This window comes from Gemmatimonadetes bacterium SCN 70-22 (assembly GCA_001724275.1).
In the GTDB taxonomy this organism is placed as follows: domain Bacteria; phylum Gemmatimonadota; class Gemmatimonadetes; order Gemmatimonadales; family Gemmatimonadaceae; genus SCN-70-22.
The window spans coordinates 71,169-85,826 of sequence record MEDZ01000025.1; the positions used below are offsets into that span (position 1 = coordinate 71,169).

At 72.1% G+C, this 14,658-nt stretch carries 13 protein-coding genes; 9 read left to right on the forward strand and 4 right to left on the reverse strand.

Annotated features, from left to right (window positions below):
- Positions 1–12 precede the first annotated feature (12 nt).
- From ABS52_13205 to ABS52_13215, 3 genes are read right to left on the reverse strand one after another with little or no spacing between them, the layout of a single operon-like run.
- Entirely contained in the window at positions 13–1,758 is a 1,746-nt protein-coding gene (locus ABS52_13205) for a hypothetical protein (protein ID ODT02608.1), read from the reverse strand.
- A complete protein-coding gene (locus tag ABS52_13210) occupies positions 1,755–2,477 on the reverse strand; it encodes a DNA-binding response regulator (GenBank protein ID ODT02609.1) in 723 nt (240 codons plus the stop codon). Before ABS52_13210 ends, ABS52_13205 begins: the two co-directional genes overlap by 4 nt.
- Positions 2,474–3,100, reverse strand: coding sequence for a uridine kinase (locus ABS52_13215; protein ID ODT02610.1), 627 nt, complete (start codon positions 3,098–3,100; stop codon positions 2,474–2,476). Before ABS52_13215 ends, ABS52_13210 begins: the two co-directional genes overlap by 4 nt.
- Before the next feature lie 243 nt (positions 3,101–3,343).
- On the opposite strand from ABS52_13215, the gene ABS52_13220 reads away from it, so the two are divergent.
- From ABS52_13220 to ABS52_13235, 4 genes are read left to right on the forward strand one after another with little or no spacing between them, the layout of a single operon-like run.
- Positions 3,344–6,550, forward strand: a complete 3,207-nt coding sequence (locus ABS52_13220) for a hypothetical protein (GenBank protein ODT02611.1) — start codon at positions 3,344–3,346, stop codon at positions 6,548–6,550.
- On the forward strand, positions 6,547–6,786 hold the full coding sequence (locus ABS52_13225) for a hypothetical protein (GenBank protein ODT02612.1): 240 nt from the start codon (positions 6,547–6,549) through the stop codon (positions 6,784–6,786). Before ABS52_13220 ends, ABS52_13225 begins: the two co-directional genes overlap by 4 nt.
- Positions 6,787–6,791: 5 nt before the next feature.
- Entirely contained in the window at positions 6,792–7,832 is a 1,041-nt protein-coding gene (locus ABS52_13230; GenBank protein ID ODT02613.1) for an adenosine deaminase, read from the forward strand.
- Positions 7,825–8,655: a purine-nucleoside phosphorylase gene (locus ABS52_13235; protein ID ODT02614.1), complete on the forward strand. Its 831-nt coding sequence runs from the start codon at positions 7,825–7,827 to the stop codon at positions 8,653–8,655. The genes ABS52_13230 and ABS52_13235 overlap by 8 nt, the downstream gene beginning before the upstream one ends.
- Positions 8,656–8,673: 18 nt before the next feature.
- Here the strand turns inward: ABS52_13235 and ABS52_13240 are convergent, their stop codons facing one another.
- Positions 8,674–9,423: a hypothetical protein gene (locus ABS52_13240; protein ID ODT02629.1), complete on the reverse strand. Its 750-nt coding sequence runs from the start codon at positions 9,421–9,423 to the stop codon at positions 8,674–8,676.
- 128 nt (positions 9,424–9,551) lie between these two features.
- On the opposite strand from ABS52_13240, the gene ABS52_13245 reads away from it, so the two are divergent.
- The 5 genes from ABS52_13245 to ABS52_13265 all read left to right on the forward strand — a co-directional run.
- Positions 9,552–10,316, forward strand: a complete 765-nt coding sequence (locus ABS52_13245) for a hypothetical protein (protein ODT02615.1) — start codon at positions 9,552–9,554, stop codon at positions 10,314–10,316.
- Positions 10,313–11,170: a hypothetical protein gene (locus tag ABS52_13250; protein ODT02616.1), complete on the forward strand. Its 858-nt coding sequence runs from the start codon at positions 10,313–10,315 to the stop codon at positions 11,168–11,170. The genes ABS52_13245 and ABS52_13250 overlap by 4 nt, the downstream gene beginning before the upstream one ends.
- Entirely contained in the window at positions 11,167–12,357 is a 1,191-nt protein-coding gene (locus ABS52_13255; protein ODT02617.1) for a hypothetical protein, read from the forward strand. Before ABS52_13250 ends, ABS52_13255 begins: the two co-directional genes overlap by 4 nt.
- Positions 12,357–13,598 carry a hypothetical protein gene (locus tag ABS52_13260; protein ID ODT02618.1) on the forward strand — a complete coding sequence of 414 codons (1,242 nt, stop codon included), beginning with the start codon at positions 12,357–12,359 and terminating at the stop codon, positions 13,596–13,598. Before ABS52_13255 ends, ABS52_13260 begins: the two co-directional genes overlap by 1 nt.
- Before the next feature lie 2 nt (positions 13,599–13,600).
- The coding region (locus tag ABS52_13265) for a hypothetical protein (protein ID ODT02619.1) at positions 13,601–14,658 on the forward strand (1,058 nt) is incomplete at its 3' end.

Sequence of the window (14,658 nt, forward strand, 5' to 3'; positions counted from 1 at the left end):
GCAACGAATGCGTCACGGACGCGGCGTCGCGCCGTCCGTGGCGTCGGCGGCACCGGTGTCGGCGTCGGGAAAGGTCACGCTCACCGTGGTCCCGACGCCCATGGCACTCTCGGCCCCCACGCGCCCGCCGTGCGCCTCCACCATGTGCTTCACGATCGCCAGTCCGAGCCCCGTTCCCCCTTCCTGTCGCGAGCGAGCCGCGTCCACGCGGTAGAAACGCTCGAAGATTCGGGGCAGGTGCTCGGCCGCGATCCCGGCACCGGTATCGCGCACGCCGATCGTGACGCCTTCGGCCGTGCGCCTCGCGGTGATCGTGACGCTCCCGGCGGAGGTGTGCCGGAGGGCGTTGTCGACGAGGTTCGAGAGCACCTGACGGAGCGCCGTCGGGTCGGCGTGAACCGTGCGAAGCTCGTCGGGGAGGGCGGAGACGAGGGCGATGTTCTTGCGGTCCGCCACTGGGCGCGCGCTGCCGAAGATCTCGTGGACGACGCCCCGCAGCTCGACGGGGACGGGATTGGGGCGCCACCCGCCCGACTCGATGCGCGTCAGGTCGAGCAGGTCGTCGACGATGCGCTGCATGCGCCGCGTGTTGGTGAGGATCGTGGCGCTGAAGCGCGCGCGCTCCTCCGGCGGAAGCGAGGGATCCTGCAGCGTTTCGGCGAAGCCGCTCACCACCGTGAGCGGGGTGCGAAGCTCGTGGGAGACGTTGGCGACGAAGTCGCGGCGCACCGTCTCGAGGCGCCGGATGGGGGTGACGTCGAGGATCGCGAGGACCGCGCCGCCGCCTTCGAGCGGGCGGGCGGTGAGTGCCACCGTGCTGTCGTTGACCTGCGTCTCGAGCGCGTCGGTCGCCGTGCCGGCGAGGGCGGCGGCGAGGGCGTCGCGCAGGACGCGGTCGCGCGGGAGGCGGTCGGCCGGGAAGGGGAGGGGGTCCTTCACGCCGAGAAGGCGCCGGGCACCGGCGTTCATGTGCAGGACCTGCTGCCGCTGGTCGAGGGCGATGATCCCCTCGTTGAGCGCCTCGGTGAGGGCGCGCAGCAGGGCGTCGTCGTCCTCGAGGGCCCGCACGCGGGCCGTCAGCTGCTCGGCCAGGCGGTGGAAGGCCGAGGCCAGCTCCCCCACCTCGCCGGGGGCGACCAGGGAGGGGCGGCGGGACAGGTCGCCCGCGGCGATGGCCCGCGCATCGTCGCGCAACTCGAGGATGGGGCGCGTGACCGACCGCGCGAACAGGGCCGCCAGGAGCAAGGCGACGCCGGTGGCCAGGAATGCCGCGGAGAGCACGTCGCGTTGCACCCGCCGGACGATGATCCGCTGCGCGGTCATCGAGAGCGAGACGCGCGCCACCCCGAACGGGGTGCGCAGGGCGGCGTAGAGCTCCTCGTCGCCCGCCGATGGCGACGATCGCACCGAGGCCCCGTGGCCACTGTCCATCGCCGCGGCCACCTCGGGGCGCGTGGCGTGGTTCTGGAGCGTCCCGAGCGCCGGCGGGTCGAACTCGGAGTCGCCGATGACGACGCCGTCCGGGGCGATCAGGGTGACGCGATGGCCGAGCGCCTCGCCCGAGACGTCGGCGAGCGAGTCAGGGTCGATCCCGTCGCGCCATGCACCCGCGATGAGGCGCGCCTCGCGCAGCAGTTCGTTGGCGGTCTCGTCGCGCAGCCGCACGCCGAGGCGCCAGTCGAGCGCCACGACGACCAGCGCCACCATGACCGCGATGACGAGGAGCGAGCCTGCGAAGAGCGGTCGGGAGAGCCTCACGCACTGCGCGGCTGGGCCGCCTTCAGTCGGTATCCGAAGCCGCGCACCGTCTCGATCAGGTCTCCCGCAGCCCCCAGCTTGGTGCGCAAGCGTTGCACGTGCATGTCGACGGTGCGCGTCTGGATGTCGGGGGCGGCCTCCCAGACGGTCTCCAGCAGGTGAGCGCGTGCCTGGACGCGTCCGCGCCGCTCGGCCAGCGTGAGGAGGAGGCGAAACTCCGTGGGGGTCAGCTCGATCTCCCGCCCGTCGACCTGCACCTTGTGCGCCGCACGGTCGATGGCGATCGGCCCCACCCGGAGGACGTCGCCCGCCGGTTGCTGCCCCTGCTGGATGCGCCGGAGGATCGCGGCCACTCGCAGCGTCAGTTCCTGCGGCGAGAAGGGCTTGGTGAGGTAGTCGTCGGCGCCCAGCGACAGCCCCTTGATGCGGTCGGGTTCGTCCTTGCGCGCCGTCAGCATCAGCACGGCCACATCCTTCGTCGAGGCGTCGGCGCGCAACTGCTCGAGGACCTCGAAGCCGGACATCCCCGGGAGCATGAGGTCGAGGACCACGACGGCGGGGCGCTCCTGCCTGGCCTGCGTCACCGCGTCCGGTCCCGTGCTCGCGGTCGACACGCGGTATCCGGCCTTCACCAGGTGGTAGGCCACGAGGGCGACGATGTCGGGCTCGTCGTCGACGACGAGGATGCGCTCTCCGGCCGTGGCAGGCGGGGTCGTCATGGGCGCACCGCCTCGAACCGGCGGTGGATCTTGGCGATGATCATCTCGATCGCCACCGCGTTGTGCCCGCCGCGCGGGACGATCACGTCGGCGTAGCGCTTGCTGGGCTCCACGAACTGCAGGTGCATCGGTCGTACCGTGGTGAGGTACTGATCCAGGATCTCCTCCAGCGGGCGCCCCCGCCTGGCCATGTCGCGTCGAATGCGGCGCACCAGCCGGATGTCGGCGTCGGCGTCGACGAACACCTTCACGTCGAACAGCTCCCGCAGGCGCTCGTCGGCGAAGAGCAGGATGCCGTCCACCACGATCACGTCCGCTGCCGGGACGTGCCGCGTCGTGCTGCTCCTCGTGTGCGTCACGAAGTCGTACACCGGCTTCTCGATCGCTCGTCCCGCCCCGAGCGTCCTGAGGTGCTCCACCATGAGTTCGGTGTCGAAGGCGTCCGGATGATCCCAGTTGACCTGGCGCCGCTCCTCGATCGGCAGGTGCGCGTGGTTGCGGTAGTACGCGTCCATGTCGATGAAGGCGACGGAGGCGTGCGTCAACTGCTCGGCCACGCGCCGCGCCACCGTGGACTTTCCCGACCCCGTCCCCCCCGCAATGCCGATGATGAGCGGCTTCACGGGACTAACACGGCAATGTGTTCGCGGACAGGATGTTCACCCATCCGGGGGCGGAAGTGAAGCGAAGAGGGCGTCACGGTTTGGTATCGAACGGTGGCGGGCCAGGGAGCGCGACCCGGATGTCGCGTCGAGCGACGGCACCGGTCACTTGCGCCGACTGGAAGCTTGCGCGGGGCTTCCGTCCGGTCAATCGACCCTCGTCGGCGGTTCCCCCCGACTTCCCGTGGCCGCTAGCTTTTGACCATGCGTTCCCCGACGATTTCCATCCTCGCGGCCGTCGCCCTCCTCGCCTGGGGGTGCGCCCCGCCGGCGCCTTCCGGACGGGCGGCTGCCGCCTCCCCCGTCGACGGCGACTCGACCGAACTCGTGGTGGCCGCCACCACGGACGTGCACGGTCGGCTGCGCGGATGGGACTACTACGCCAACGCCGCCGACACGCTGCGCGGGCTCTCCCGTGCCGCGACCATCATCGACTCCGTGCGCCAGTCCCGTCCGGGGCACGTCGTGCTGGTCGATGCCGGCGACCTCCTGCAGGGGAACCCGCTCACCTACGTGGCCGCCCGCGTCGATTCCGCGGCGCCGCATCCCGTCATGGCCGCCATGAACGCGATGCAGTACGACGCCGCGGCCATCGGGAATCACGAATTCAATTACGGACTCCCCACCCTCACCCGGGCGCTGGCGCAGGCGCGCTTTCCCTTCCTCGCCGCCAATGCCTACCTCCCCAATGGCCAACGCGCCTGGAACGGTTCGCACATCGTGCAGCGGGGGGGCGTCCGCATCGCGATCGTCGGGGCCACCAACCCCGGGGCGATGGTCTGGGACCGCGACAATCTCGCGGGGCGGCTGCAGGTCCGCGACATCGTCAGCGAGGTCGCGCGCGAGGTGCGCGCCGTGCGTGAGCGGGCCGACGCGGTGGTGGTGGTCATGCATTCCGGCCTCGGCGAGGCGTCGAGCTACGACACCGTCGCCACGGGGCTGCCGAGCGAGAACGTCGGGGCCCGCGTGGCGCGCGAGGTCCCGGGCGTCGACCTCATCGTGATCGGCCACTCGCACCGCGAGATGGCCGACAGCGTGGTCAATGGCGTCACGATCGTGCAGCCGCGCAACTGGGCGACGTCGGTGGCGCTCGCCACCCTGCGCTTCGCACGCCGCGACGGGCGGTGGCACGTCGCGGGGACGAACGGGCGCATCGTCCCTGCCGCCGGCCACGCCGAGTCCCCCGTGGTCCTCGCCGCCACGCAGCGCGCCCACGAGGCGACCGTCCGCTGGGTCAACCAGACGTTAGGCACCACGCCCGTCGCCTGGCATGCCGACTCGGCGCGCGTGAGCGACGTCCCCCTGATCGACTTCATGCTCGAGGTCCAGCGCGCCGCCGCCGGCGCCGACCTCGCCTCCACGGCCGCCTTCGACATCGGGGCCTCGCTCGACGCCGGCCCCATCACGGTGGCCGAGGTGGCGCGGCTGTACCCGTACGACAACACCCTGCGCGCGGTGCGCATCACGGGGCGGCAACTGCGCGACTACCTGGAGTACAGCGCCCGCTACTATCGTACCGCCGGGACCCCCGAGGCCGCCCGTTCCCCCGTCGACCCGTCGGTCCCGGGCTACAACTTCGACATCGTCGCCGGCGCCGACTACACCCTCGACATCTCACGCCCCCTCGGGAGCCGGGTGACGAGGCTGGAGGTCAAGGGGCGGCCGGTGGCCGACGGCGACACCTTCACCCTCGCCCTCAACAACTATCGGCAGACGGGCGGCGGTGGCTACGCCATGCTGCGCGGGGCGCCGGTGGTGTACGACCGGCAGGAGGAGATCCGCGAGCTCCTGATCGCCGAGGTCCGCCGCCGTGGCACGCTGCGCCCTGAGGACTTCGCCGTGCGGAACTGGGAGTTGCGGCCGGCGGAGGCGGGCGCCGCCGCCTGGCGGGCGATGCAGGGCGCGACGTTCGACGCCAGCGGGGCCGCACGTCGCGCCGCCCCGGCCCGGCTTGCGGCCGGACGCTGGCTGCGCATCATCAGCAGCAACGACTTCCACGGGGCCTTCGAGGCGCGCGCCGATGGCAATGGCGTGGCGTGGGGCGGGGCTCCCTGGTTCGCCGGGGCCATCGTCGCCGCACGCGCCGAGTGCACGCCCCCCGCCTGCGTCTCCCTCTGGCTCGACGGGGGCGACGAGTTCCAGGGGACCCCGGCATCGAACCTCACCTTCGGCGCCTCGGTGGTGGACCTCTTCTCGCGCCTGGGCCTCTCGGCCTCGGCGTTGGGCAACCACGAGTTCGACTGGGGCGTCGACTCGCTCCGTGCGCGCATGCGCCAGGCCCCCTACGCCATCCTGGGGGCCAACGTGCGCGACACCGCGGGGCGAGACGTCCCGTGGATCCGCAACGACACGCTCATCGAGCTGCCCGGAGTCCGTGTGGGCGTCATCGGGATCGCGACGGTCGAGACGCCGCGGGTCACCCGCGCCAGCAACGTGGCCGCGCTCCGCTTCGTCGACCCCGTGCCGGTGGTGGATGCGCACGCGCGCGCCCTCCGCGCGCGCGGCGCCGACGTGGTGGTCGTGATCGCCCACGCGGGGGCCTTCTGCGACCGCGGCACCGCCACGGGGTGCGAGGGCGAGATCGTCGACCTCGCCAACCGGGTCACGGAGAAGGTCGACGCGATCGTCAGCGGACACACCCACTCGCGCGTGGCCACGGTCGTGCGCGGGATCCCGATCGTGCAGGCCCGGTCGCGCGGGATGGCGATCGGGGTCATCGACCTCCCCGTCGGGGGCGCCGGCACCCCGGCCGTGGAGGTTCGCGATGTGGGACGCGGGAGCGTCGCCGCCGACTCCGTGGCCTCGGCCCTCACGGCCGCCGTCGTCGCCCGCACGGCCGAGCGATTCAGCGCCCCGGTGGCGACCATCGCCGAGCGCATGGAGCCGGGATTGCGGGGAACGTTAGGCAACCTGGTGGCCGACGCGCAGCGGTACGCGGCCGCCGGCGACGTGGCGGTGATGAACCGCGGCGGGGTTCGCGCCCCGCTCGGCGCCGGCACCGCCACCCGCGGGGCGCTGTTCGAGGTGCAGCCCTTCGGGAACGTCCTGGTGCGCATCCGGCTCCGGGGGGCCGACCTGCGGGACTACCTCGAGCGCCTGGTGGCGCGCGACGAAGTCAACTTCCACCTCAGCGGCGTGCACGTGCACTACGATCCCGCGCGCCCGGCCGGGACGCGCATCACCCGGCTGGAATTCGCCGACGCCCGCCCGTACGATCCCCGGCGCGTCTACCGCCTCGTGATGACCGATTTCCTTGCGGCTGGCGGCTACGGGCTCGGCCTCACCGAGCGGGCCCTCGGCGTCGAGGAACTCCCGACCGTGGACGTCGATGCGCTGGCCGACTACCTGCGCTCGCGCCCCTCACCCGTGCGCGCGCCGACCGACGCGCGCCTCATCCCCCAGAAGCCATGAGCGCCACCGTGCGCGTGTACGTCAACGGCCGCGGCGTCGACGCCCCGGCCGGCGGCTCGCCCGTCGACGCCGTCCGCGTCGCCGACCCCGCCCTCGCCGATGCGATCGTCGCCGGCGAACGCCTCGTCACCGACTCCCGCGGCCTCCCCGTCGAGGCGGGAGTCCCCCTGTACCACGGCGCCATCTTCCGGGTCGTGGCCAACCGGCAGCGCGCCGCCGCCGGCGACGACGCCTGACCGGCATGCCTCCCGTCATCACCCGGACGCTGCTCGAGCGGCTCCCGAAGGCCGAACTGCACTGCCATCTCGACGGCTCGTTGCGCCCGGCGACGATGCTCGAGCTGGCGCGCGACGTGCACGTGCCGATGCCGCGCGACGACGCCGAGGCGCTCGCCGACTACATGCTCGTGCGCGACGCCCGGAACCTCGAGGACTACCTGGCGCGCTTCGACACCACGCTCGCCGTCATGCAGACGGGCGAGTCGCTCGAGCGCATCGCCTACGAGCTGGCGGAGGATGCGGCCCGCGAGGGGGTGCGCTACCTGGAGGTCCGCTACGCCCCGATCCTCAACACCCGCGGCGGGCTGTCCCTGGCCCAGGCGGTGGAGGCCCCCCTCCTGGGGCTCGCCAGGGCCGAGCGCGAGTACGGCATCGTCGCGCGCGTCCTGGTCTGCGCCCTGCGCCACCTCTCCCCTGCCACGTCGCTCGACCTCGCTCGGCTCGCGGTCGACTTCAAGGGCAACGGTGTCGTGGGCTTCGACCTCGCCGGCGGCGAGGCGGGGCACCCGGCGGCCGACCACGCCGACGCCTTCCGCCACGCCCTGGCGCATGGCCTCGCCTGCACCTGCCACGCCGGGGAAGGGGACGGGGCGCACTCGATTCGCCAGGCGATGCATGCGTGCGGCGCCACGCGCATCGGTCACGCCACCCGGCTCTACGAGGACCCGGCACTCGCCGACGAGGTGCGCGCGTCGGGGATCACACTCGAGATCTGCCTCACGAGCAACGTGCAGACCCGCGCCGCCGCCTCGTATGACGCCCACCCCCTCCGCCGCTACTACGACCAGGGGCTCCATGTCGTGCTCAACACCGACAACCGCCTCATGAGCGGGGTGACGCTCGTGGACGAGTACCAGCACGCCGCGCGCGCGCTCGACTTCACCTTCGACGAGCTGGCGCGCATCGCCCTCAACGGCTTCGAGGGGGCGTTCCTCTCCCCCGTCGAGCGCGACCGCCTGGTGCAGCGCGCGCGGGCCGACATCGAGGCGCTGCGCGATGGCTGACGCGGCCGCTCGCCCCGCCCTCCTGGACGCCGCCGTTGCCCTCGTCCGCTCGCGTGCCAGCGTCGCCACGCCCGTCGCCGCGATCGTGCTCGGGTCGGGGCTCGGCGGGCTCGCGGCCCGCATCGCCCGCGCGACCCGGATTGCGTATCGCGACATCCCCGGCTTCGCCGAGCCGGGCGTCGCCGGGCACGCCGGCGAGCTGATTCACGGGGTCCTCGGCGGGCGCGAGGTGCTCGCCCTCGCCGGGCGCTTTCACATGTACGAGGGGCACCCGGCCGATCGCGCGGCCTTCCCCGTGCGGGTGCTCCACGCGTTAGGCGCGCGCACCCTCGTCCTCTCGAACGCCGCCGGCGGCATTCGGAGGACCTTCGCCCCCGGCCAGCTGATGGTGATCGCCGATCACCTGAACCTGATGTTCCGCAACCCGCTCATCGGGGCGCCGGTGGCGGGCGATGAGCGCTTCCCCGACATGTCGGCCCCGTATGACGCGGCACTGCGCGCCCGGCTGCACGCCATTGCGCGTGAGGGGGGGATCCGCCTGGAGGAAGGGGTCTACGGCGGGCTCCTCGGGCCGTCGTACGAGACCCCCGCCGAGGTCCGCATGCTCGAGCGGCTGGGGGCCGACGCCGTCGGCATGTCGACCGTCCCCGAAGTCATCGTCGCCCGGGCGATGGGGATGCGCTGTGCTGCCGTCAGCTGCATCACCAATCCCGCGGCCGGCACCTCGCCCCACGCCATCAGCCACGCGGACGTCATCGAGGTCACGCGCCGCGCTGCCGCCGACTTCGAGCGGCTGGTGGAGGAGTTGGTGCGTACCCTGTGACGCGCCGGCCGCCCCCGCCTATTGCCGCCGCGCCGGCGTGCGCGGGAGGTGCGCGAGGCGCGCCTTGAACGCCTGGTAGCGCGGCGTGTCGCGCGTGAGGCGATTGAGCGATGCCGTGCTGAACTGCCGGATGGTCGCCTCGGTGGCCCGCACCCGGTCCTCCTCCATGGGGTGGGTCCGGAACCAGGCGTCGATTCCACTCGTGGGGCGCTCCTGGCGCTCCTTGATGAGGAGGCGGAACATCTCGGGGATCCCGCGCGGGTCGATCCCTGCCCGCATCACATATCTGATCCCCTCCTGGTCCGACTCCGCCTCGTCACCCCGGCTGAACGAGGCCATGATCCCCTGGCCGGCCAGCCCCACCGCCATGTCGCCGCCGTTGGTGCAGACCGGCGTCAGGACGCAGGCCAGGACCGCCCCGAAGTTCAGCCGCTGCCCCGCCTGCATCTGCTTGATGCTGTGCCGCTTCACCACGTGCCCGATCTCGTGCCCCAGCACCCCGGCGAGTTGATTCATCTGCGTGGTGCGCTCGATGAGCCCCCGGTTCACGTACACGAAGCCGCCGGGGATGGCGAAGGCATTCACCTCGGGGCTATCGACGATGTAGAAGCGCCAGTCGAGATTACGGTCATCGGCGACCCGGGCGATCGAGTCGCCGAGCACGTTGACATACCGCACGACTTCCGGGTCGGTGACCAGCGGAAGCTGTGCGTTGACCTGACGCGAGTAGTCGGTGCCCAGCTCGACCTCCTGCTGCGTGGAGACCATGCAGCTGGCGAGCGGGATCACGAGAATGGCAAGGAGCGGTCGGAGCTTCATGACGAGGTCTGGCGAAACGGGCGCGCGCGGCGCGCCGTATGGGTACGGCCGATGATACACCGCCACCGGGGAAATCGATGCGTCTCCTGACGCTCGCCCGCGACCTCTCCCGCCGGAAGGCGCGGGAACGGGAGGGACTGTTCGTGGTGGAAGGGGTGCGTGCCGGCGAGGAGCTGGCGCGTTCGCCGCTCGAGGTGATCGGCGTGCTGGCGGCGCCGCAGCTCGCGGAGGGCGAGCGCGGGGCTCGGCTTCGGAGCGCCTTCGCCGGCCGCGGCATCGCGGTGACCGACGTCACCGATCGCGAGTTCCAGAGCGCGGCACAGACCGAGTCGCCGCAGGGCGTCCTCGCCGTGGCGCGCGCCCCGGGATACTCGCTCGACCCGGTGCCGCCGGACGCCAGCCGCATTCTCGTCCTCGACGCGGTGCAGGATCCCGGCAACGTCGGGACGCTGATCCGCACCGCGGCGGCGCTCGGCACGTGGGCCACCGTCGCCCTGCCGGGCACCGTTGACGTGTGGAACGCCAAAGTCGTCCGTAGCGCGATGGGGGCCCATTTTCACTACCCGGTCGTGCACGCGTCGTGGGAGGCGCTGCGCGACTTCTGCACCCGCCGCGACTTCGCCCTCTGGGGGGCGGACATGGGGGGAGCCGACGTCGCCAGCCTGCGGGCACCGGCGCGTTGCGCCCTCGCGGTCGGGAACGAGGGGAGCGGGCTCTCGCCGCGGGTGCGCGCGGCGCTGGCGCAGTGCGTCTCGCTCCCCATCAGCCCGGTCGTCGAGTCGCTCAACGTCGCGGTCGCCGCCGGGATCCTCCTCTACAAGCTTCGCCCCGACGCCCCGTGATCGACGCCTTCCTTGGCACCTTCGCCTTCGTCATTGGCGCCAGCGTGGGGAGCTTCCTCAACGTCTGCATCGGGCGGTGGCCGCATGACGAGTCGGTCGTCTCACCGCGGTCGCGCTGCCCGCGGTGTGGCCACGCGATCGGCTGGTACGACAACATCCCCATCCTGAGTTGGCTCCTGTTGCGCGGGAAGTGCCGCGGCTGTGCCCTCCCGATCTCGATCCAGTATCCGGTGGTCGAGCTGGTGGTGGGCCTGCTCTGGCTCGTCGTCGCCTGGCATTTCGGCCCCACCTTCGCGGCGCTGCGGGTGGCGGTCTTCGCGACCGTCATGCTCGGCATCGCCGTCACCGACGCCCGGCACTATCTCATCCCCGACGGCTTCACCGTCTTCGGGCTCGTCTTCACCCTGGTCACGTCCATCGTGGCGTCCTTCCTTGGCGATGCCGCCCCGTTCGCGACCCCGTGGGACGCCGTCGTGGGCGCCTGCGCCGGCGCGGGGGCGATCGCCATCGTCGGCTGGCTCGGCGAGGTCGCCCTCAGGCGCGAGGCCATGGGGTTCGGGGACGTGACGCTGATGGCGGTCGTCGGCGCCGCCGTGGGGCCGGGGCGTGCCCTCCTCGTCATCTTCGTCGGTGCCGCGTTAGGCGCCCTGACGTTCCTGCTGGTGGTGTACCCCTATACGCGGCTGCGGGGGGCGGCGCAGGGGGAGCAGATCGACCTCGAGCTCGACGCCCCCGTCCGGACCCTGCCCGAAGTCCCCTTCGGCGTCTTCCTCGCCCCGGCGGCGGTGGTCGCCCTGGTCTGGGGAGAGCGGATGGTGGCCTGGTACCTCGACCGGTTCCTCCCCGGCCCATGACGGACGACGAGCTCGACCGGCCGATGTCGGGAGCGCTGGGGCGCTACACGCGAGACCTCACCCACGAGGCCAGGGAGGGGCGTCTCGACCCCGTCCGCTGCCGCGACGAGGAGATCGCACGGGTCATCGACATCCTCCTGCGCCACGGGAAGAACAACCCGGCCCTCGTCGGCCCCGCCGGGGTGGGGAAGACCGCCATCGTCGAGGGGCTGGCGCAGCGCCTCGTTGGGGGCGACGTCCCGCTCGCGCTCCGCTCCACGCGCCTGCTCGCCCTCGATCATGTCGCCCTCCTCGCCGGCGCCGCCTACCGCGGGCAGTACGAGGAGCGCATCCGGGCCCTGGTCCACGAGACCTCGGCCGACCCCGAGGTGGTGCTCTTCGTCGACGAGCTGCACAACCTCATTGGCCAGGGGACGGCGATCGGCGTGGCGATGGACGCCGCCAACATGCTCAAGCCGTCGCTGGTGCGCGGCGACTTCCGGGTGATCGGGGCCACCACCGGCGAGGAATACGAGCGCTGGATCTGTGGCGACCCGGCGCTGGAGCGCCGCTTCCAGCGCGTCGTGGTGCGCGAGCTGACCTCGGAGGAGACGCTGGACGTCTTGCGGGCGCGCGTCGACCGGCTGGAGCGACACCACAACGTGGTGATCGCCGACGATGCGCTGCAGGCCAGCGTGGTCCTCACCGACCGGCACATGCTCGACCGGCGGCGCCCGGACCGGGCCATCGACGTCCTGGACGAGGCGTGCGCCCATGCGCAGGCGGTCACCCGGTACTCCCCCGGCGCCGAGGCGCTGATCCTGCGCCGGCGCGAGCTGCTGCGGCGGCAGGGGCAAGGCCCCCACGGCCGCGCGGCGCCCGGTGGCCCTGCGGGGCGGGACTCGTTAGGATCAGGTGAGGACTTCGGGACGATGGCGCGCGACGGGTTGTCGGCGCTGCAACGGTTCGGGGCCGAATTGGAGGCGATGTTCATTGCCCCCCACGGGGCCGGCCCGGAGGGGCGCGCCGCGCCCCCGGCCCAAGCGGCGGGCGATGCCGTCGTCGCCGCCACGCCGGAACCGGGACTGGCGGTGCTGGACGTGGAGTTGCGGACCCGCCTCATCGCGGACGGGATCGTGGTGCGCGGCCTCGACGTGGTGCGGGTGGTGGCGCTGGCCACCGGTCAACAGGTGCAATGGAGCGAGTGATGGCACGACTTGGCACGATCCTGTTGCTGCTGGCGGTCGTCGCCTGCGGCGAACGCACGCCGAAGGACCCGGTGGCGGCCCGCGTGGCCGACGCCGTCCCGCGCATCGAACAGGCGACCGGGCTCAAGTTCACGACGCCCCCGAAGTTCGAGATGCGCAGCAAGGACGAGGTGCGGCAGTTCCTGGAGCGGCGCTTCGCCGAGGACATGCCGGACGAGGAGATCACGGGGAGCGAACGTTCGTACAAGCGCTTCGGGCTCCTCCCCGACACGCTCGACCTGCGCAAGTTCATGCTCGCCCTCCTCACCGAGCAGGTCGCCGGCTACTACGACCCCGCGACCAAGGTCCTGTACATCGTGCAGGGGACCAGCGACGAAATGGTCGGCGTCACGGTGTCGCACGAGCTCGTGCACGCACTGCAGGACCAGCACTTCAACCTCGACTCGCTGCAGAAGGTCAAGCGGCGCAACGACCGGCAGCTGGCGGCCCAGGCGGTGGTGGAGGGGCAGGCCACCTTCGAGCAGCTGGCCAGCATGCTTGGCGGCGGGACGATGGTCGCCAACCTCCCGGGCGGGTGGGAGCGCGTGCGGGCCATGATCCGCGAGAACAACGCGTCGATGCCGGTCTTCTCCACGGCACCGACGCTCGTGCAGGAGACACTCCTCTTCCCGTACCTCTCGGGGGCGGAGTTCATGCGCCTGTACAAGGAGAAGCACCCGGGGAAGGCCCCGTTCGGGGACATGCCGGTGTCGACCGAGCAGGTGATGCACGACGACCGCTTCTTCGGCAATCGCGACGCGCCCACCGTCGTGACCCTCCCCCCGCCGCGCGGGAAGGTGATCTACGAGAACGACCTGGGAGAGTTCGAGACGCGGCTCTTCCTGTATGAGCACCTCAAGGACCGCGACGCCGCGTATCGCGGGGCGGCGGGGTGGGACGGTGACCGATACGTCCTGTTCGAGAGCGGGAAGGGCGATGGCCTGGCCTGGGTCACCGTCTGGGACACCTCGGTCGATGCCGCCGAGTTCTTCGACCTGCTGGACACGGCGATCCTCAAGCGCTTCGGCGCCGTGAAGCCGACCAGCGCCACCGAGACGACGCGCGTGTACAGCGCCGGGGGACGGACGATCGCGGTGACCGCGAGCGACATCGGCGGGCGTCCGGTGGTGCTCTACGTCGACGTCCCCTCGGGGGCCACGGCCGACGTGCTCGACCTCAAGAAGGTCGCGCTCGAGGAGTAGGGGTGGCCGTGGCGCCCCGTCGCCCCGTGCCGGACGCGGCGGCCCTCGCCGTCCCGCAGCCGCTGCGCCCCGAGGACGAGGCGCAGCGGGTGGCGCGCCTGCGCCGGATGAAGGCGTGGGCGCTGGCCCTGCTCGTCCTGGCGACGGTCGTCTTCACCGTCGCCCGGTACTACGAGGCGCAGTACCCGTGGCTCGGGATCGTGCGCGCCACCGCCGAGGCGTCGATGATCGGCGGGCTGGCCGACTGGTTCGCCGTCACGGCGCTCTTCCGTCACCCGTTAGGCATCCCCATCCCGCACACGGCCATCATCCCGGCGCGCAAGGACCGGGTGGGGCAGACGCTCGGCGCCTTCGTCCAGAAGAACTTCCTCAACCGCGACGTCATCGTCGCCAAGCTGCACACGCTGAATGCCGCCGAGCGCATGGCGCAGTGGATGGTGGAGCCGGGGAACGCGCGCCGCATCGCCCGGCAGCTGGCGCGTGCGCTGGCGGCCGCCGCCAACGTGCTGCGCGACGAGGACGTGCAGGAGTTCATCAGCAAGGCGGTGGTGAATCGCGTCCGGACGACGCAGGTCGCCCCGCTGCTTGGCAAGGCGCTGTCGGTGCTCACCGCCGGCAACCGGCACCAGGCCCTCCTGGACGACGCCATCCGCCTCCTGGCCCGAGGGATCAGCGAGAACCAGGACCTGATCCGCGAGCGGGTGGAGCAGGAGAGTCCGTGGTGGATTCCGGGGGCCATCGACGACAAGATCGCCGGGCGCATCGTGCGGGCCCTCGAGAACACGATGCAGGCGGTCCACGCGGACCCCAACCATCCGCTGCGGCAACGCTTCGACGCCGCCATCGACGAGTTCATCGTCAAGCTGCAGGCGTCGCCCGAGGTCATCCTCAAGGCCGAGCAGATCAAGGAGGACCTGCTGCACGCCGACACCGTGCGCCAGTTCAGTGCGTCGCTCTGGGCCGACGCCAAGGCGAGCATTGCGCGCCACGCCGAGCACCCCGAGGGCTTCGACCCCGAGACCATCGAGCGCGGGCTCACCGCCTTCGGCAACGCGATCCT

Bases quoted from the DNA above. Each gene is read 5' to 3' on its own strand.
- ABS52_13225 (ODT02612.1), top strand. From the start codon at position 6,547: ATGAGCGCCACCGTGCGCGTGTACGTCAACGGCCGCGGCGTCGACGCC.
- ABS52_13260 (ODT02618.1), top strand. From the start codon at position 12,357: ATGGCACGACTTGGCACGATCCTGTTGCTGCTGGCGGTCGTCGCCTGC.
- ABS52_13255 (ODT02617.1), top strand. From the start codon at position 11,167: ATGACGGACGACGAGCTCGACCGGCCGATGTCGGGAGCGCTGGGGCGC.
- ABS52_13245 (ODT02615.1), top strand. From the start codon at position 9,552: ATGCGTCTCCTGACGCTCGCCCGCGACCTCTCCCGCCGGAAGGCGCGG.
- ABS52_13210 (ODT02609.1), bottom strand. From the start codon at position 2,477: ATGACGACCCCGCCTGCCACGGCCGGAGAGCGCATCCTCGTCGTCGAC.
- ABS52_13220 (ODT02611.1), top strand. From the start codon at position 3,344: ATGCGTTCCCCGACGATTTCCATCCTCGCGGCCGTCGCCCTCCTCGCC.
- ABS52_13235 (ODT02614.1), top strand. From the start codon at position 7,825: ATGGCTGACGCGGCCGCTCGCCCCGCCCTCCTGGACGCCGCCGTTGCC.
- ABS52_13240 (ODT02629.1), bottom strand. From the start codon at position 9,423: ATGGTCTCCACGCAGCAGGAGGTCGAGCTGGGCACCGACTACTCGCGT.
- ABS52_13230 (ODT02613.1), top strand. From the start codon at position 6,792: ATGCCTCCCGTCATCACCCGGACGCTGCTCGAGCGGCTCCCGAAGGCC.